This window comes from Leptolyngbya sp. FACHB-541, assembly GCF_014695875.1.
Classification (GTDB): domain Bacteria; phylum Cyanobacteriota; class Cyanobacteriia; order Elainellales; family Elainellaceae; genus JAAUTN01.
The window spans coordinates 14,695-32,792 of record NZ_JACJPC010000027.1; the positions used below are offsets into that span (position 1 = coordinate 14,695).

16 protein-coding genes and 2 pseudogenes are annotated in these 18,098 nt (G+C 49.5%); 11 read left to right on the forward strand and 7 right to left on the reverse strand.

The features are described from left to right. Nucleotides 1-88: 88 nt before the first annotated feature. Entirely contained in the window at nucleotides 89-778 is a 690-nt protein-coding gene (rimI, locus tag H6G00_RS03535; RefSeq protein ID WP_190795658.1) for a ribosomal protein S18-alanine N-acetyltransferase, read from the reverse strand. Between the two features lie 101 nt (nucleotides 779-879). On the opposite strand from rimI, the gene lysA reads away from it, so the two are divergent. From lysA to H6G00_RS03555, 4 genes and pseudogenes are all read left to right on the forward strand, one after another. After that, nucleotides 880-2,283 (forward strand): diaminopimelate decarboxylase, encoded by a 1,404-nt coding sequence (gene lysA / locus H6G00_RS03540; protein ID WP_190795659.1) that lies wholly within the window; start codon nucleotides 880-882, stop codon nucleotides 2,281-2,283. Nucleotides 2,284-2,455: 172 nt separating this feature from the next. Beyond that, on the forward strand, nucleotides 2,456-3,376 hold the full coding sequence (cdaA, locus tag H6G00_RS03545; RefSeq protein WP_190642171.1) for a diadenylate cyclase CdaA: 921 nt from the start codon (nucleotides 2,456-2,458) through the stop codon (nucleotides 3,374-3,376). Then, nucleotides 3,373-4,125, forward strand: coding sequence for an isoprenyl transferase (locus H6G00_RS03550; protein WP_190642172.1), 753 nt, complete (start codon nucleotides 3,373-3,375; stop codon nucleotides 4,123-4,125). Before cdaA ends, H6G00_RS03550 begins: the two co-directional genes overlap by 4 nt. A 54-nt stretch (nucleotides 4,126-4,179) precedes the next feature. Further along, nucleotides 4,180-4,365: pseudogene (locus H6G00_RS03555) on the forward strand (DUF4351 domain-containing protein); the annotation flags it as partial. Between the two features lie 36 nt (nucleotides 4,366-4,401). Here H6G00_RS03555 and H6G00_RS03560 read toward each other — a convergent pair. The 3 genes and pseudogenes from H6G00_RS03560 to H6G00_RS03570 form a co-directional block, all read right to left on the reverse strand. Then, nucleotides 4,402-4,674 (reverse strand): DUF3143 domain-containing protein, encoded by a 273-nt coding sequence (locus H6G00_RS03560; RefSeq protein WP_190642173.1) that lies wholly within the window; start codon nucleotides 4,672-4,674, stop codon nucleotides 4,402-4,404. A gap of 310 nt (nucleotides 4,675-4,984) precedes the next feature. Continuing rightward, nucleotides 4,985-5,410 (reverse strand): annotated as a pseudogene (locus H6G00_RS36520) (J domain-containing protein); the annotation flags it as partial. A 185-nt stretch (nucleotides 5,411-5,595) separates the two neighbouring features. Then, the gene (locus H6G00_RS03570; protein ID WP_190642174.1) at nucleotides 5,596-6,441 is read right to left on the reverse strand and encodes a hypothetical protein; all 846 of its coding nucleotides are present in this window, start codon (nucleotides 6,439-6,441) and stop codon (nucleotides 5,596-5,598) included. Nucleotides 6,442-6,659: 218 nt separating this feature from the next. Here H6G00_RS03570 and H6G00_RS03575 point away from each other — a divergent pair, with 218 nt between their 5' ends. Further along, nucleotides 6,660-7,718, forward strand: a complete 1,059-nt coding sequence (locus H6G00_RS03575) for an FAD-dependent oxidoreductase (RefSeq protein ID WP_190795660.1) — start codon at nucleotides 6,660-6,662, stop codon at nucleotides 7,716-7,718. 321 nt (nucleotides 7,719-8,039) lie between these two features. Here the strand turns inward: H6G00_RS03575 and H6G00_RS03580 are convergent, their stop codons facing one another. Next, nucleotides 8,040-8,234: a hypothetical protein gene (locus tag H6G00_RS03580; protein WP_190642176.1), complete on the reverse strand. Its 195-nt coding sequence runs from the start codon at nucleotides 8,232-8,234 to the stop codon at nucleotides 8,040-8,042. A gap of 205 nt (nucleotides 8,235-8,439) precedes the next feature. Beyond that, nucleotides 8,440-9,807 carry a CCA tRNA nucleotidyltransferase gene (locus tag H6G00_RS03585; protein WP_190795661.1) on the reverse strand — a complete coding sequence of 456 codons (1,368 nt, stop codon included), beginning with the start codon at nucleotides 9,805-9,807 and terminating at the stop codon, nucleotides 8,440-8,442. Between the two features lie 175 nt (nucleotides 9,808-9,982). Here H6G00_RS03585 and H6G00_RS03590 point away from each other — a divergent pair, with 175 nt between their 5' ends. Genes H6G00_RS03590 through H6G00_RS36525 form a run of 5 tightly spaced genes read left to right on the forward strand, consistent with a single transcriptional unit; the run spans nucleotide 9,983 to nucleotide 14,839 of the window. Beyond that, nucleotides 9,983-10,231, forward strand: coding sequence for a Ycf34 family protein (locus tag H6G00_RS03590; RefSeq protein WP_190642178.1), 249 nt, complete (start codon nucleotides 9,983-9,985; stop codon nucleotides 10,229-10,231). A gap of 58 nt (nucleotides 10,232-10,289) precedes the next feature. Beyond that, nucleotides 10,290-12,260: a protein kinase gene (locus H6G00_RS03595; protein ID WP_190795662.1), complete on the forward strand. Its 1,971-nt coding sequence runs from the start codon at nucleotides 10,290-10,292 to the stop codon at nucleotides 12,258-12,260. Next, nucleotides 12,257-12,763 carry a DinB family protein gene (locus H6G00_RS03600; protein ID WP_190795663.1) on the forward strand — a complete coding sequence of 169 codons (507 nt, stop codon included), beginning with the start codon at nucleotides 12,257-12,259 and terminating at the stop codon, nucleotides 12,761-12,763. Before H6G00_RS03595 ends, H6G00_RS03600 begins: the two co-directional genes overlap by 4 nt. Before the next feature lie 43 nt (nucleotides 12,764-12,806). Beyond that, on the forward strand, nucleotides 12,807-13,775 hold the full coding sequence (locus H6G00_RS03605) for a GTP-binding protein (protein WP_190795664.1): 969 nt from the start codon (nucleotides 12,807-12,809) through the stop codon (nucleotides 13,773-13,775). Then, a complete protein-coding gene (locus H6G00_RS36525) occupies nucleotides 13,763-14,839 on the forward strand; it encodes a hypothetical protein (protein ID WP_190795665.1) in 1,077 nt (358 codons plus the stop codon). Before H6G00_RS03605 ends, H6G00_RS36525 begins: the two co-directional genes overlap by 13 nt. On the opposite strand, the gene H6G00_RS03615 is transcribed toward H6G00_RS36525, so the two are convergent. Then, on the reverse strand, nucleotides 14,836-15,432 hold the full coding sequence (locus H6G00_RS03615) for a hypothetical protein (RefSeq protein WP_190795817.1): 597 nt from the start codon (nucleotides 15,430-15,432) through the stop codon (nucleotides 14,836-14,838). The two genes, H6G00_RS36525 and H6G00_RS03615, sit on opposite strands and share 4 nt — an antisense overlap. A gap of 594 nt (nucleotides 15,433-16,026) precedes the next feature. Between H6G00_RS03615 and H6G00_RS03620 the strand changes: the two genes are divergently transcribed. Next, complete coding sequence (locus H6G00_RS03620) at nucleotides 16,027-18,090, forward strand: S9 family peptidase (RefSeq protein ID WP_190795666.1); 2,064 nt, start codon at nucleotides 16,027-16,029, stop codon at nucleotides 18,088-18,090. Nucleotides 18,091-18,098 lie beyond the last annotated feature (8 nt).

Here is an 18,098-nt window from a genome sequence, read left to right on the forward strand (position 1 = left end):
TCAGCAGATTAATTGGCTAGGAATTTTTGCCTAGAGAATGTCGATTTTACTTCCCGAAAAGAAATCACATCATGAAGGTGTTCCCAAGTCAAGGGATCTTTCGGGTTGGATATAAACTTTCATCAGTTACGGGCAAACTCCATCCGGACTGGCATAAGCGATCCAAGATCTGACTTTGCCAAATCTTTAGAGTTTGCTGAAACTCAGGACGCTGTAAGCCATTGTGCCAGAGGATCAGGGCATCTTCCCCAGTGTCTTGATAGTAGCGTCGTCGTCTTCCCACCTCGCTGAAGCCAAATTTTTGATAGAGGGCGATCGCCGCTTGATTAGAAACCCGCACTTCTAAAGTTGCCCATTCTAAACCCCGTTTCCAAGCCGACTGCAGCAGTGCCCAGAGTAAAATTTGCCCTAGCCCCTGTCGCTGATAACCAGGATGAACTGCAAGGATAGTAATATGCGCTTCTTCTAGAATTGCCCAAAGGCAGGCAATTCCTAAGAGAGGGAGAGTAGAAGATTCAGGAGAAGTAGGTTGACTATTCCAGCCCCCCGTCTCCAATCTTTGCTCCTGTGCTTCCGACTCTTCTTGCCCCCGCCCCCCGCCTTTAGCCCCTAACCCCTCTTCCCCCAAATTTTCTAGTACTAGTAAATCACTATTGGGGCTGTCAAGTTCTCGCTTATAACCATCTAGTGTCCACAGACCTCCTAGAGCAAGCTGATCTAGCTCTACGGCAGCGGCGAGTTGGTCTGAAGTTAGAGACGCTATTTTGAGGAATTTCAAACAAACCTTGAAGGAATGACTTAAGGATGCACAGCCCTCAATTGTACACTAGGTAATAGAACGCAATAATTACTAATTTTCTTAAGGACATCGCAAACGCAATGGTATCGACTCCCGCTGTGGGGACAAATTCTGGTTGCCAGTATTTACCACATCCCACGACTGCTCAGCCTTCGCCCAATCAGTATTTGCTGCCGCTGACTGCTCAAGTTAATTCGCAAGACCATTTGCAGATTGGTGGCTGCGATGTGCCTGCACTAGTTCGGCAATTTGGTTCACCACTCTACGTTTTGGATGAGCAGACGTTGCGAACGGCTTGCCGTCAGTACCGCGATGCCTTCAAGCGCTACTATCCGGCTGAGTCGCTGGTGATTTACGCCTCAAAAGCCTGGAACTGTTTAGCAGTTTGTGCGATCGCCGCGAGTGAAGGGTTAGGCATCGACATAGTTTCGGGGGGCGAGCTCTACACAGCGCTACAGGCTGGCGTTGATCCCAAACTACTTTATCTACACGGCAACAATAAATCGTTAGAAGAGTTGCAGTTGGCGATCGCTTCTGGCTGCACGATTGTGGTGGACAACTGGTTTGAGCTACAAACACTGGCAGAGTTGACGCACGGCAAAAATCTTCCATTGCCGATCATGCTCCGCCTTACTCCAGGAATTGAATGCCACACCCACGAATATATTCGCACCGGGCACCTGGACAGCAAGTTTGGCTTTGATCCTGACCAGCTAGATTCAGTCTTTCAGTTTATTAGTCAGCAGGAAGGACTGGAATGCATTGGGCTTCATGCTCACATCGGCTCTCAAATTTTTGAGCTACAGCCCCACCAGGACTTAGCAGGTGTCATGGTGCAATGGCTTAGCAAAGCCTCACAACATGGACTGCCTATCAGAGAGTTGGATATTGGTGGTGGCTTAGGAATTCGTTACACCGAGTCAGACGATCCACCCAGCATTGAGGAATGGGTGCGGGTAATTTGTGAAAGCGTCGTCAAGGCTTGTGAGGCGCAACAAGTTCCTCTACCGAAGCTGATTGCCGAACCGGGGCGATCGCTGATTGGGTCTGCCTGTGTCACGGCTTACACAATCGGTAGCCAAAAAGTGATCCCAGGTGTACGAACTTACGTTAGTGTAGATGGCGGCATGTCTGACAATCCTCGACCGATCACGTATCAGTCGGTGTACCGGGCAGTTGTTGCTAACCGAATGTCGGCAGACTGTACGGAGACAGTAGCGATCGCCGGAAAGCACTGTGAATCTGGCGACATTGTAATCAAGCAAGCTCACCTGCCAAAAACTCAGCCAGAAGATATCCTCGTCGTTATGAACACAGGAGCCTACAATTACAGCATGGCTTCTAACTACAATCGGGTTCCTCGCCCAGCAGCAGTTTTAGTCAACCAGGGAGAAGCTAGCTTAATCTTGCAGAGAGAAACCTACCAAGATTTGATTCGACAAGATTGCATACCAGAAAGACTGATGTCCAAGGACAAAGGATGAAGGATATAAGGATGAAGGGTAAGCAAAGTCCACCTGTTTTCTGGCTACCTTCTGATTAACTGAAGCACCCCTATTCCGTTGCTAACAACAACAGAACTGCATTTGCGTTCCTTCCTTCATCCTTCCCAAGTCCCTTTCTAACCCGCGACGCAAGAATAACTAGATCAATCAGATGGGATCTCTGTTGGAGCAATGGCTGAAAAACCTGAGCTGGACTCAGTCCTTGCTTTCCGCGATCGACATTGGGTTGGTTCTGGTTTTAACCTACATGGTGCTAATCATCATTGGAGAACGACGGACTCTATGGATGGTAAGAGGACTAATCGTTCTTATGCTGGCAGCAGCACTTAGCAGTACGCTTAATCTCAAACTGCTCAGTTTTGTGCTGGAAAAACTGGTGATCGGCTCCGCTGTAGCAATGGCCTTTATCCTGCAAGCTGAGTTTCGGCGCTTTCTAGAACAGCTTGGGCGGGGAGAAATCGTACAGCTATTTAAGCCCGCTCATGCAGCCATTCCTAAACCTGATAGCGTCATTGATGAAATTGTGGATGCTGTCAAAGAGCTTTCTCAAAATCGAACGGGTGCATTGCTGATTCTGGAAACCAATCGCCCGATTGACGAACGAGACTTTTCGGTACCAGGGGTTCGCATCAACGCAGAAGTCTCTAAGGAACTGCTGCAAACCATTTTTCAAACCACCACCTTGCTACATGATGGAGCAGTCCTAATTCGAGGCTCTCGCGTTGTAGCGGCGGGAGTAATTTTGCCGATTTCTGAGCGGACGGCCTCCCGCCAACTTGGAACTCGCCACCGAGCCGCTATGGGAATTACAGAACGAGTCGAAAATTGCCTGTGCGTTGTTGTATCCGAAGAAACAGGGTCAATTTCCTTAGCTGAAAGGGGTACTCTAAACCGACCCTTAACCAGCAGTAAACTGAGAGAGCTTTTGCGGGATCGCTTCTCTCAATCTGTAGAGCGTGAAGCAGTTGCCCCTCAACTGCGGAGCCTGGGTCGTCAGTTAAGTACCCAACTAAAAGCATTGTTTTTGCGTTTAATTCGCCTTTCATCGTCGGCTTCTCGGGAGAAAAAATGACAGCCAAATCAACCCTTTTGCAACTGCCTGCTGATTTGGATCAGGAACGCTTACCCAGGCATGTCGCTGTAATTATGGACGGCAATGGTCGCTGGGCAAAGCGGCAAGGTTTGCCTCGCATTATGGGACACCGCCGAGGAGTAGACACCCTCAAAGATTTGCTGCGTTGCTGCAAAGATTGGGGAGTCAAAGCGCTGACGGCCTATGCTTTTTCAACAGAAAATTGGGGTCGCCCGTTAGAAGAAGTTGACTTCTTGATGACGCTGTTTGAGCGGGTTCTGCGCCAGGAACTGCGAGAAATGATGGCAGAGGATGTGCAGATTCACTTTGTCGGCAATTTAGATGCACTGCCGCGATCGCTTAAGGCTGAAATTGAACGTTCAATGCTAGAAACCCAGAAAAACCAGGGTATTCAGTTTACAGTAGCGACTAATTACGGCGGCAGGCAGGAAATTGTTCAGGCTTGTCGGGCGATCGCCACCCAAGTGCAGCAAGGGCTATTGCAACCCGATCAGATTGATGAGGCTATATTTGAGCGTCATCTTTACACAGCTGGCATTTGCGACCCTGATTTATTAATTCGCACTAGCGGCGAGATGCGAATCAGCAACTTTTTACTCTGGCAGGTCGCATACGCTGAGCTTTACGTTACTGAAACCCTCTGGCCCGACTTTGACCGCGCTGAGTTTCATCGTGCCCTCTGTGCCTATCAACAGCGCGATCGGCGTTTTGGGAAAGTAAAGAGTTAGTTTATGCTCCGATAAAGAGTTAATTTGCCGATTTTTTAGGGAGAAGGTCGTCAGGAAGGGGAGAGGGAAATACTTCTGCGTTTACTGACTCAAAAGTTCGGGGCGATCGCCTCTCCTCTTCGACAGCAAATTCACTTGCTTTCCCTTAACCAGCTAGAAAGTTTGAGTGAAGCACTCTTAGACTTTTCAGATGTAGCAGATTTGGTAGTTTGGTTAGAAGCAAATCAAAACTCTAGATGAGCGCCAATTTATTTCAACAGATCCAGTTTCGAGGGGTCATGGACCTGTAAAAATTGCCTCATCCAAATCCCTGCGGCTGAGGGAGTACTTGAATGAGCGCTGAATGTCTTGCCCATCTTCTCCAGCCCGGATGTAGCGTACATTTAAGGAGTCAACATCCAGCCAAAGCTCTGCTTTCCAGTTGAGCTGTTCAATGTGCCAACAGTGAATGTCCAGACTGTCCTGATGGCATCCCTGAGAAATGAGCCATTGTTCAATATCGGGTAAGGGATGGTTGTAAAGGGGAGTATCAGCCGAGGGAAGAGTCATAGCAGCAGAGTCATACATGAGCAGTTGCAAAAGAGTTTGGATCAACCAAGTTTGATGTAGAAGTCAAATCAACAGAAGCGGGTTGATCTGGGTTTGATGGGGTCAGAACAGAAGGAGTTTCTCCTGATTCTACAGAATCCGAGTCGGAAGCATTCGATTCAATCGCAGGCTGCATTTGAATCAATTCATCATCCACGGATGGAGTTTCTAGAGACGAAGCTGACGAATTGTCCTGGGGCAAATCTACAGTTTGCTCTAGTTGAGGTATGGGATGAGAAATTTCCTGCTGAATCTGGGCTTGGCTAAACGGTCGAAAAGCTATCTCACCCCGAGTCAGACCAATAGTCACAACAAGAATTAGACAGCAGACAAAAGTAATACCGAGGATAAACAGAGCAAACACCTCACCAGGGGAAAGGGGCCGATCAGTAGGGTCAAGATACGCAGAGGAACGAAAGCTTTTTGACCGAGAAGCTGAACGGCTGAGGTCGGTTGAGGATTGAATTACGGATACGCGAGAGTAACCAATCTTTAAGTCGTAAGCAAATCGCCGTTCGGGGCTACTTAGCGTAGCATAGGCTTCGTTCAACTCCTGAAATTTGGCGATCGCCACCGCCGCAGGCAGAGTCGTAGTGTCTGGATGATAAAGCTTACTCAGTTCGCGGTAAGCCCGACGAATTTGCTGAGCAGATGCTGAGGGAGGCAGCCCCAGCAACCCATAGTAGCTATTAGCCAGCCTTTGCTCTGGCGTTTCCTGGTTATTAGAGTTTGGGGTTGCTCCACTGCGAGTCACACAAAACCCTCTGCTGCTCGTTGCAATACGCTTACTGGTCTCGACTATTTTAACTGGGTTCAGCAGTTTGCTTAGAAACGGTAGGACGCATATCCTAAACAAAAATTTTTAAGCTCTAAACCCTACCCTTAGAACACGATTTCAAAACACTCAGTTCGGGTCAGGCGAATTTGCGCCAGGGTGAAAACAACTGGAATCACACGACCGTAGTTAGTGGCGATCGTCCGCCAGCCCAAGTCAGCAAAAAACCAGGCCCACATGGCTGGTCCCAAGAGTGCAAAAATGCTGCGAACAGTTCCGTATCGGGCGGCACTTAAAGCCATGCCTCGATAGGCCGTCTGAAGTGCAGCCTGACTTTGAATTTGAGCAGCTACCGTTGCACCGCCCTTGACGATTGCCTGCTTTGCCACATGATAGGTTGCAGCATGAAGTGCGAACTGACGAGCGACATGCTGGAGTAGCCAGGGACGAATCACTGAACTAACAGCAAGTGCTCCACCACCTTTTAGCAACAGACCCAGCGGGTCTTGCTGCATCGGAGCCGGAAGTTGTTTGGCAAGCTGCGATTGAGAGAGCGATCGCTGAATCTTCCCACTCAGAACCCTTTGCTCAGCAGCAGGCAGTTTTTTCCAAGCTCGGTTGAGCAGGTCTAGAAACAGTTCTGCCTCCAAATCCATCGTGGAAAAGTTTTCCCCGTAAGGAATTTTGAGGTAGCGGCAGACTTGAATGAGCACCTGTCGATAGTTAACTTGATTGGTCTGACCTCGCAAAACAGTCATGCCATCGGCAGCTAGAAAGCGGAATCTGTCTTCTAATGCATCCAACCAAATCTGGCGATCGCAGCTTTGCACATCTAGCGGATCAGGTGTGTAAACGTAATCGAGTGGATTAAACTTGCGGCGAAACAGAATTTCAGTTAAGACTTGCAGTTCTTCTTCTGTTGCCAACTCTAACCCTGCTCTCAGTTCATCCACCTTAAATTCCTCCCCTTTGTGCGAAGCCTAGATGTTTGGAAGATTCTTTGCGGCTTACAACTTCTACGTCCTATTGCGAACCTAACTATTGCAAGCCTAATTGTTTGCCAGCCTAATTGTAAGTAAAGCGTCAGTAGAGCTTTTCCTGCTCAAATTCTTCCCGCAATTTTCCTGCTTGTCCCATATTCTACTGAATTGCAGGCATAACAGGATTGCTCATGGTTGACATAGCGGTAATTGGGGCAGGACTGGCAGGGTTAATTTGCGCCCGACAGCTCCAGCAAGTGGAATATCAGGTTGTCGTCATCGAAAAATCGCGTGGCTTAGGTGGACGGGTTGCAACACGACGGTTGCAGGACACCTGTGCCGATCACGGAGTCCGGTATTTAGAAGACCAGGGTGAACTGTCGCAGCAGTTGATCCAGATTTTGAGCGATCGCCAAATTCTACATCCCTGGCTCAAAACCCCTTATCAGTTAGAAGCTGAGACTTTACGTCCGACGTCCCCTTCCTTACGATATGCAGCATCGACGGGGATCACATCTGTAGCTAAGTTTTTGGCGACAGATTTGGAAATTTTGCGAGGGCAACGGGTCATAGCGATCGCTCCTGCTACTGATGAGTGGGAACTTCAGCTAGAACCGACGGCGGGTGAACCAATCCCTAACTTTCGAGCCAGAGCCCTGGTTGTAGCGATCCCTGCACCACAGGCGTTGGCGTTGATCGAACCCCTGAGTTCAGTAGTACCCACCAATTTCTTAAAGAAGCTGCGTTCGGTTGAGTTTGAGCCGTGCTTGAGTGCGATCGCCACCTACCCTACCGGTTGTCAGCAAGACCTTGCAAACTTCGCAGAAGCAATTACTTTCCCTAAAGATTCAGACTTAACTTGGCTGAGCATAGAGAGCAGCAAACGCCCTGGCGATCGCCAACCCGTTATAGTCGCACAGAGCAGCCCTGAATTTGCTCAACGTCATCTAGCCACCACAGACTTACAGCCAGCAGGACAGCATTTGCTGGAGCAAGCAGCCAAACTGGGATTGCCCTGGCTGAATACGCCCGAAACTTTGCAGGTGCATCGGTGGCGCTATGCTTTTGCCAGTCAGCCTTTAGCTGACCAATATTTGGAAACCAATGCACCGTTACCCCTCGTGTGTAGTGGTGATTGGTGTGGCGGCAGGCAAACTGAAAATGCCCTCCGTTCGGGTAGGGAGGCAGCGATCGCCATCAACCAGCAGCTAGAGCGGCGATCTATGCCGCCCATCAACCTGCTTTTATAGCGTGGGCTGCTTGCAGGCATCTGCGGATGTAAGCCTTAGTGTACGGGCAGTTCGCGAACTGCTCCTACAAGAATTTGTGGTTTATACAAGTGGAGATTACTTAAGCAAAGAGGAGAAGGTACATACCCCGATTCAGGCAGTAGTAAACAAAACAAAAGCCTAAATTTTTGGCAGAAGTTTACTTTCGCCAAAAATTTAGGCTTTTGTTAAGAAGAGGTTTGAAAAGTTTAGTTTGTTGCCCAAAAAGAGTAAGGACGTTGCACTTGGGCAAACTGCTGCACTCTAATCCAGGGGCTATCTGCTAAAAACTTTGCTACAGCGCTAGAGACTATCCGCAGCCCCTTCACTGTTGTCTCTGCTGGAATCTTGCTCAGACTCATCTGAATCTTGAGCCATGTTGCCACCACCATACCGTCTTCTACCAAACCGACCCGTGTTGGTACGCTTACGGAATTTGCGAGCGTATGCCTGATTACGAAGCGCTTTTTCTTTCTTTTGGTTACGGCGCTTAGCCATTCTTGACCTCTTTAGAGCAATGAACAAATAGTAAAACCATTAGCTGAACCTCCCGAAGTAGGGAACTCACACAAGAGTATCAGCCATACCAACAGGTGGCTGATTTCGAGAAAGTGATCAACTATCTGAGGGATTTCACCCCAAACGGTTTGCAAGAAGTTAACTCTAACACAATCTCAGGACACTAATAATTTTGCTTGAGCGTTTAGGACTGAAGCTTAGCAGCATCGGCTAACACCTGGGCAAATTGCAATGCCTCTTCTGGTGTAGAAATTTTGCCTTCCGCTTGAGCAATTTGAAGTGCTTCTAGAAGTTGACCAATTTGCGGACCAGGAGGCAATTTCAACTTGGACATCAGGTCACGACCCGTGAGTAGTGGAGTGGGATGGGCAACGGGATCACGGGGATCAAGAAATCGCTCAATCAAAGGAGCAATCGCCTCGATTGAGATATCCATTGCAACAGCTAACACCACCAGCGCCGGAAAGATTGCTCCAACTTGCTGAAAGAAAAAATACTGTTCTCGCAAAGATGTCGTGGGCAAAACCAGAGATGGCATCTGGGGCAGAAATTTAAGTGCCATCAAAACTGCCTGGACTTCCGTGCGGCTGTATTTTAAGCGCCACAGTTCTGGTTCAGCAGTTTCTAGTGTCCCAATTAGACGAGTCAGCTTTGCCACCTTGAGCCAGCTCCGTCCAGCGCCAGAAAATTTTTGCTGGTCGCGGACCCAGCCCAATAGCTCTAAACCCAGAGAGGGACAGGCATTGCTGAGGGCGATTGCCGCCTGATCAATTTTCTCAATTTGCGTTAACCCTTTTACAGTCGCATGAGGCAGCCAATATTGCAGTAAACCGTCCTGCCACGCCATCTTCAAAAACGGCGTCCCTTTAGGTGTGCTTAACAGATAGCTCAGTTCTGCCTGGACTCTTTCTGCGGCAATTTCCTCTAGCAATCCTGCTAGCTTTTGAATCGTCGTTTGGGTTTCTGGCTCCAGCGTAAAATCAAGTTGAGCCGCCTGACGGTAAGCCCGCAGCAGTCTCAGTGGATCTTCCTTTAAATTTTCGGGAGCGATCATGCGAATGAGTCGCTGCTGCAAGTCACCGTAGCCTTGCAGCGGGTCAAGCAGTTCCTCGGTGTGCGGATGGTAGGCGATCGCATTTACTGTAAAGTCGCGCCGTTGCAGGTCAGTTTCTAAGCTGTGACCGACCTGCTGAGCAAAGTCGACCGTCGCCATGTCAAATACGACCCGCGCAATTTGCCGTTCTGCATCAAGCAAGACAAATCCAGCCTTGTAGTGATTGGCGATCGCCCGTGCCGTTTCGACTGCCCTTTCTGGCAGTACAAAATCTAAATCTAAATACTCGGCGTTTCGTCCGAGCAGGGCATCTCGAACATTTCCCCCCACTAAATAGGTTGCCCTGGGTAGCCACTCTCGTCCAAAGGGCCAGGTCTGGGGAAACAAAACTGACGCAGCAGCAGGACATTCCTGCGGTGGGTCACAATCTAAGTTCAAATTTGTACAGTTCAACAGCCTAATCCAGGCAAAAAAATAACTTGGGCGCTTGTCTTTCATTTTGCAACATCACTCGATGGTCGGTGATGGCTTTGGCAAAACTTGAGCTAGAGTAGCAGAAAAGAGGCTAGACATCGCTATAGTCTTTTGCAAAAAGGTATTTGTTTAATGCTGACTGGCTTCGCTAGCCAACATCAAATATCGCTTACTCGCGGATTGCACGGAGGAAATTAAGATGTGTATTTGCGTAAACTGCCACTACGTCGATCGCTGCACAACTTACCATGCGGTCGAAGGGCAGCATCAGCAACCCCATCTGACGGAATTTCCTACATTTGAGGCAACAGAACCCACCATCAACGTCAACATTCGCAATCACGGCGATGAGATTGAAATGGAATGGGACGTTGTGGGTTGCCTCAGTTTTAAGGAAGAAGCAGGCAAGTGGGCAAGGCTACGCCCAGGCGAACTAGTGCCAACTTGAGCAGGAGCGATTCGCCAAGGCAGGCTTACCATAGAACTACTGCCTGTCTCTAAAGCGTATGAGCTATTGCCTTAACCCAGTTTGTCAGCAGCCTAAAAATCCTGATAGTGCTAATTTCTGTCAAACTTGTGGGTCGAGGTTGCGACTAGCTGAACGCTACAGAGCAATTCGGCTAATTGGGCAAGGTGGCTTTGGCAGAACGTTTCTAGCTATTGATGAGTCGGTTTCAAATCAGCCTTGCTGTGTGATTAAGCAGTTTTTGCCGACTAATGCAGGTAGAAATTTGCAGAAAGCGGCAGAGCTTTTTCGTCAGGAAGCAGAGCGACTGGCAGAATTAGGGCGACACCCTCAAATTCCCAGACTATTGGCGCATTTCGAGCAATCAGACGGCCAATACCTGGTGCAAGAATTCATTGACGGGCAAAATCTGGCTGAAGTGCTGGCAGAGGAAGGTCCATTTAGCGAAACCGAAATTCGCGAACTGCTAGATGATTTGCTGCCCGTCCTGCGCTTCATTCACAGCTACCAGGTGATTCACCGCGACATTAAGCCTGAGAATATCATTCGTCCTAAAACGGGCGATCGCCTTGTCCTGGTAGATTTTGGAGCTTCAAAGTACGCGACCGGGACCGCTCTGGACCAAACTGGAACCGTGATCGGCAGTGCAGGTTTTGTCGCGCCAGAGCAGGCGATCGGTAGGGCAGAATTTGCCAGCGATCTTTACAGTTTGGGCGTTACCTGTGTGCATTTGCTGACAGCAATGCATCCGTTTGACCTTTATTCGGTCAGTGAAGATGACTGGATCTGGCATCAGTATTTGGTAGAGCCTGTCAGTGCAGAGTTGGAGAGGATTTTAGATAAATTGTTGCAGCGGGCAACCAGTCAGCGCTATCAGACCTCTACAGAAGTGTTACAAGATTTAAGCGCAAAGCTAGGTGCTGTGAAGACGAGTCGCTCAATAGCTGCCGTGAAGCAAGCTCCAAATAGAGTAACTGAATCGTCTTTAGCCTGGGCACGTCCTCCGCTATCAATTGAGCTAGGGCAGGAATTAGGTGAACCTGGCAAGCAATCTCGCAGCAGACAATCTACTCAAAATAGTCAAACGACCAATCGCCAGTTAGCAAACTGGCAATGCGTGCAAACGCTTTTGGGGTTTCCGGGAGGTGTGACGGCGATCGCCATCAGTCCCGATGGGCAGACCCTTGCTAGCAGCAGCACCGACAAAACAATTCGGCTGTGGAATTTGTTCACTGGAGATTTAGAGCAAACCCTGGGGCGATCGCTCTGGTTTCGCACCGGACACACCGACCGCATCAACAGCCTAGTCTTTAGCCTTGATGGACAAACCCTGATCAGCGGCAGCGACGACAGCAGCCTAATTTTGTGGAATTTGCGTGATAGACGAGCTAGCGTTACTCTCGACAGCCCAAGCTGGATTGTGGGAGCGATCGCCCTTACACCAGACGGACAGTTTCTCGCCAGCGGCAGCGGAGATGGCAAAATTCATCTATGGCACCTGCCCGACCAGGAACTCATTGCCACGCTAGACAAACATCGCGATCGCATCACTTCCCTTGTGATCAGTCCCGATGGGCAAACCCTTGTCAGCAGCAGCTACGACAAAACGATTCGTCTGTGGGATTTGCAGCACGATCAGCTCAACAATACTCTACTCGCACACAACGATCGGGTGAATGCGATCGCTGTATGTTCGGGTTGGCGCACGATGGTCAGCGGCAGCAGCGATCGCAATGTCAAAATTTGGGACTTAAATCCAGAAGAACCCTTTCGCACCCTTGCAGCCCACACTGACTCAGTCAACTGCCTTACCTTTCATCCCAATGGACAGCTTTTTGCCAGTGGCAGTGAAGACCGCACAATTCACCTGTGGGATGCAGAAACGGGCGATCGCCTTTCCACTCTCCGCCACGCTTGGGGAGTTAACGCCCTTGCCTTTAGCTCAGATGGAGAATTTTTGGTCAGCGGCAGCTCGGATGAGACGATTAAGATTTGGAGGCAGGCTGAATGATCAATCCGTCCTACTGCCAACTCATGGCCCAATACAACCACTGGATGAATCAGAAGCTCTACGCGATTTGTGCGGAGATTCCTGATAAGGAGCGGAAGCAGGATCGGGGTGCTTTCTTCAAGTCAATTCACGGCACGTTGAATCATTTGCTGGATGGCGATCGCACCTGGATGAAGCGATTTACCGGAAAACCCTTTTCATCCCGAAGGATTGGAGGAGAACTGTATTCTGATTTTGAGCAACTCCGCCAGGAACGCGAGCAGGTTGACCAGGAAATTTTGGCATGGGCTAAAACACTTTCAGCCGAATGGCTTGCCCAACCCTTTGAATACACCAGCAACGTAGACGGCAGAACCCGAACTTTGCCGACCTGGACCCTGGTAACGCACCTGTTCAACCATCAAACGCACCATCGCGGTCAACTCACAACTTTGCTCTCTCAAATAGGGCACGATCCGGGCGTAACGGATTTACCCTGGTTGACTGAACTAAGTTTGCAGTGAGCGACAACAATTATCATTTTTGATTAACAAAAAGGTTTGAGCTATGGTCAACTCCTCCATCGAAGCCGTTCCTGTAACCGTGTTGACTGGATACCTGGGAGCAGGAAAAACAACGCTGCTAAACCGCATTCTGACTCACGAACACGGCAAAAAAGTGGCAGTGATCGTGAATGAGTTTGGCGAAGTGGGCATTGACAACCAGCTAGTGATCGATGCCGATGAAGAAATCTTTGAGATGAACAACGGCTGCATCTGCTGCACGGTGAGAGGCGATCTGATTCGCATCATCGGCAATTTAATGCGGCGACGCGACAAGTTTGATCATCTGGTGATTGAAACGACTGGATTAGCTGATCCCGCTCCCGTGATTCAAACCTTTTTCGTAGACGAAGATGTCAATTCTCAAATGCAGTTAGATGCTGTTGTGACGGTAGTTGACACTAAGCACATTTGGGAGCATTGGGACAGCAGCGAAGCACAAGAGCAAATTGCCTTTGCCGATGTGATTTTGCTCAACAAAACTGATCTGGTTGAGCCAGCCCAACTGCAGGAGTTGGAGCAGCGAATTCGGGGAATGAATGCGATCGCCAAAATCTATCACACCCAAAACTGCTCGGTTGAAATGGATTCCGTCTTAGGTGTAGGTGCATTTGACCTTCAGCGGGCACTAGAAATTGATCCGCAGTTTCTCAATGAAGATGCCCACGAGCACGACGAAACGGTTACTTCGATCGCGCTGGTTGAGTCGGGTGCAATTAACGGCGAAAAGCTGCAAGCCTGGATCAGCCAATTGCTACAAACCCAGGGTCCTGATATTTTTCGGATGAAGGGAATTTTGAATCTGGCGGGTTCTGACCAGCGGTTTGTATTTCAAGGCGTACACATGATTTTTGACGGCAGACCCGATCGCCCCTGGAAGCCCAATGAACTTCGCAAGAATGAACTAGTTTTCATCGGTCGCAACCTGGACGAAACCAAACTGAGAGAGGATTTCCGGGCGTGTCTAATGTAGGTGCAGCTAATCGTCAGCTTGTAGAACCGTTCTGGCAAGGCAATCTAAATGACTACGTGACAGCGATCGCCTGGTCGCCCAACGGTCAAATTCTTGCCGCTAGTTCTGCTGCTGGAGAGGTTGTAATCGTAGATATTGAGACGCGATCGCTCCGGTCTATACAAACGGGCAATGGGCGATCGCTCAACTGCCTGGGTTTCTCTTCAGACGGTCAATTTTTAGCAACAGGCGGGCAAGAGGGATGGGTCAAAATCTGGCAGATTGAAGCTGGAGATTTCACATTAATCACGACGATTGAAAACCCCCCGGTTTGGATCGATCACCTCGCCTGGAATCCTAAACACAACGAGCTAGCGTTCAGTCTAGGACGCGATGTCCAAATTTGGGATGTGGAAGCTGGCAAAGTTACGGCTACCTTAAACTTTGAGGCATCGTCTGTTTTGGATCTAGTGTGGCATCCCCAGGGTGAATTTTTGGCAGCGGCAGGACATCGAGCTGTCAAGACCTGGAACCGTGAAGCTTGGCACAGCGACCCAACTACCTGGGAACTGATAGCCGCAAGCGTGGCGATCGCTTGGTCGCCTAACGGAGAATATCTAGCATCCGGCAACATGGATCGAACATTGCTGGTCTGGCAATGGGGCAATCCCTATCCCTGGCAGATGCAGGGCTTTCCGGGTAAAGTGCGGCAGCTTGCCTGGTCAGACCTGTTAACTAAAACAGGTGCACCACTGTTGGTGACCAGCAGTCAAGAAGGACTAATCGTCTGGGCAAAACATCCCGATGAGTCAGTTGGCTGGGGCGCAAATGTACTGAATTTGCATGAGGGAACGGTGCAGGCGATCGCCTTTCAACCGGGCACCGCACTACTGACATCTGCTGCTAACGACGGTTGGATCGGGTTATGGCAACAAGCCTCAAAAGTTGTCCAAATCCTAGAAGGAGCACCTCAGGGATTCTCTTGTCTGGCATGGCAACCCAGCGGTCAAAAACTAGCCGCCGGAGGACAAAACGGCGAACTGCTGATCTGGTCACAACTTAGCCAAGCAAAAGGACTGGGTTAGTTCACCGCTTCTAGCTCAAAATAGAAGTCTGTTTGATTGCTTTCAGCAGCTGACAGGGCCTCAATTACCTCCGCCGGATCGCGGCGAAACTGACGCTGAACGACTGTCCAGCATGCATCGCGACCATCGGTTGTGACGGGAGCCAGGTTTCGCAATTGTCGCAGAGAGTTCATGCAGGCGGGGCAGTCACAACCAAACAGAGCAACGGCTGCATCGCTTTCTGCCTCGCTAAATGCCAGCATGGGATACTCAGCATTTGGATTCTCGTAAACTCTGGAGTCGTCGCTAACTGAGGCATTAGTAAACGTTGGAGCGATTGGAGCCGCAGCCTGAACCGAATCGCCAGTTTGCGCTGGACCAACAACCGGAATATTGACAGGAGCCGCAAGGCTAGCAACGTGTTGCGCTGGAGCTACCCGTGTGCAGCTAAACTGATTAGGCTGCAGTTGGGAGGGGCGGCACGTCACAGGCTCAACCGACTCAGCAGCAACAAGTACACCTGCATGAGCCGAATTCGTTACTACTAGCAAAGACAGCATCGCCCCAGTCAAACTGGGAAGGGATACTAGACTGAGGGCAATCTTACTTTTCATAACTCAATCTTTGAAAAGGGTCGTTTAACTGTAAATCTTGCGGCAGCCGCTACACGACAGATTTCTTGAAATCTGTACGTGTTATCCAGATGCTAAATATTTTAGAGTCTATGCTCAGATTACTCTAGCAGGCAAAACCTGCCGGTTCAGGAAAAATGCAATGCAATTTCTATTTTGGGCAAGAAATTACCCTGAACTTCGCCTAGCGAATGGCGTACAGCCGTAAAATTATTGTTAGAGTTTTCAAACGGTCTTCGCGGTTTTGCGGGAAGAAAACACTGAGGAATGGGAGCAGTCTTTACAACTCTTAAAGTACTTTAACTATTCCTCAGATAGGGCAGGCAGGGTGTTGCATCTATAGAATTTGTTTGCCTCCTCGATCCGTTAGGGCGAGGCTGTTTTTTTGCGTCTGGCGGTGCGAAGCAGTTCCCCCTTTGGGGTAATCGCTCTTCTTTCCTAAAACTCACAACTCCTATTCCTTTCCAATCAAGGCAAACTTGAGATCGCCATAATTTAAGAAGCGATTCAGGCTATTCATACAGCTAATCGATTAGAGTTCATTTACGGCAACTGCACAGGAGGTTTCTACCTAACATGAATCGAGCAATTTCCTTAGAGAAAACATTTCCTCCCGCAGCAGAAAAGCAGCCTTATGTGCATGATCTGCATGGGGATCAACGGCATGACGATTATTTTTGGATGCGCGATCGCCAAGATCCCAAAGTAATTGCTTACCTAGAAGCAGAAAATGCCTACACCCAATCCGTGATGCAGCACACGGAAGAACTGCAAACCATGCTGTACCAGGAAATGCTGGCTCGAATTCAAGAAACCGACCTATCAGTGCCCTATCGCAAAGGCGATTTCTACTACTATTCGCGCACTGAAGAAGGTAAAGCTTACTCGATTTACTGCCGCAAACGAGGTAGCCTCGACGCACCCGAAGAAGTGCTGCTTGACCAAAACCAACTTGCCGCAGAGCATGAGTTTTTTCAGCTTGGTTTATTGCAGGTTAGCCCTGACCATCAGCTACTAGCATATTCCGTCGATACCAGCGGGTCAGAACGCTACACGCTATTTTTCATGGATCTGGAAACTCGCCAGTTGTTCCCAGAAGGCATTACCGAAACTTCGCCTGCTTTTGCCTGGGCGAATGACAGCAAGACCGTATTTTATACGCAAGTAGACGCGACCAATCGTCCGTTTAAGCTGTTTCGACATGAGGTGGGCAACAACACGGCGGAGGATGCGCTGATCCACCACGAAGCCGACGATTCGTACTTTCTGGGGGTCGGTAAGACCCGCAGCGAAGCTTACATTTTGCTGCACCTGGAGAGCAAAATTACTTCAGAAGTGCATTACCTGGAAGCTAACAATCCGACGGATGAGTTTCGGTTGATTCATCCGCGATCGCCCGGGATGGAGTATGGCATTGAACATCACAACGACTCCTTTTACATTGTCACTAACGACAATGCGATCAACTTCAAGCTGATGAAAGCTCCGGTAGATGCACCCGCCAAGGAAAATTGGCAGACGGTGATTCCCCATCGCGAAGACGTGATGATATCCGGTGTGAGTGCCTTTGCGGACCATCTGGTGATTTATGAGCAAGCGGCAGGCTTACCGACAATTCGTGTTCGTCAGCTTTCCACAGGTGATGAACATGATATTGAATTCCCAGAGCCGACCTACGACGTTTCCCCTGGCGGCAACCCAGAATTTAACACGACAATTCTGCGATTTAGCTACACCTCTCTGGTGACTCCTAACTCGGTCTATGACTACAACATGGAAACACGAGAACGGGAGCTAAAGAAGGAAACTCCCGTTTTGGGTGGCTATGACAAAACCCAGTATGTGAGCGAACGCATCACTGCAACTGCTGCGGATGGCACTCAAGTTCCAATCTCGATTGTTTGCAAAAAAGGGATTGAGAAGAATGGCGCAAACCCATTCCTGCTGACGGGCTACGGCTCCTATGGCTTTAGCTACCCAGTGTCGTTTTCGTCCAGTCGGCTGTCACTGTTAGATCGGGGCGTGGTGATGGCGATCGCCCACATTCGCGGCGGTGCTGAAATGGGGCGCACGTGGTACGAAGACGGCAAGTTTTTGAAAAAGAAGAATACTTTTACCGACTTCATTGCCTGTGCCGAGCACGTGGTTGCAGAAGGCTGGACATCGAGCGATCGCCTCGCTATCTCTGGTGGCAGTGCAGGTGGCTTACTGATGGGAGCCGTGATTAACGCCCGCCCTGAACTGTTTAATATCGTGGTGGCTCACGTTCCCTTTGTGGATGTGGTCACCACCATTTTGGATACGTCCCTGCCGCTCTCGGCGTTGGAATGGGAAGAGTGGGGCAACCCCAACGACAAAGCCTACTACGACTACATGAAGTCCTATTCGCCTTATGACAACGTCGAGGCAAAGGATTATCCGCATTTGCTGATCACTGCTGGCTTAAATGACTCCCGTGTGCAGTACTGGGAACCCGCCAAGTGGACGGCAAAGTTGCGATCGCTCAAAACCGACAAAAACATTCTGCTGCTCAAAACCAACATGGGTGCAGGTCATGGTGGTGCATCCGGACGCTACGAGCGACTCAAGGAAATTGCTTTTGAGTATGCGTTTTTGTTGGATCGATGGGGGATGGTTTAGAAGAAAGG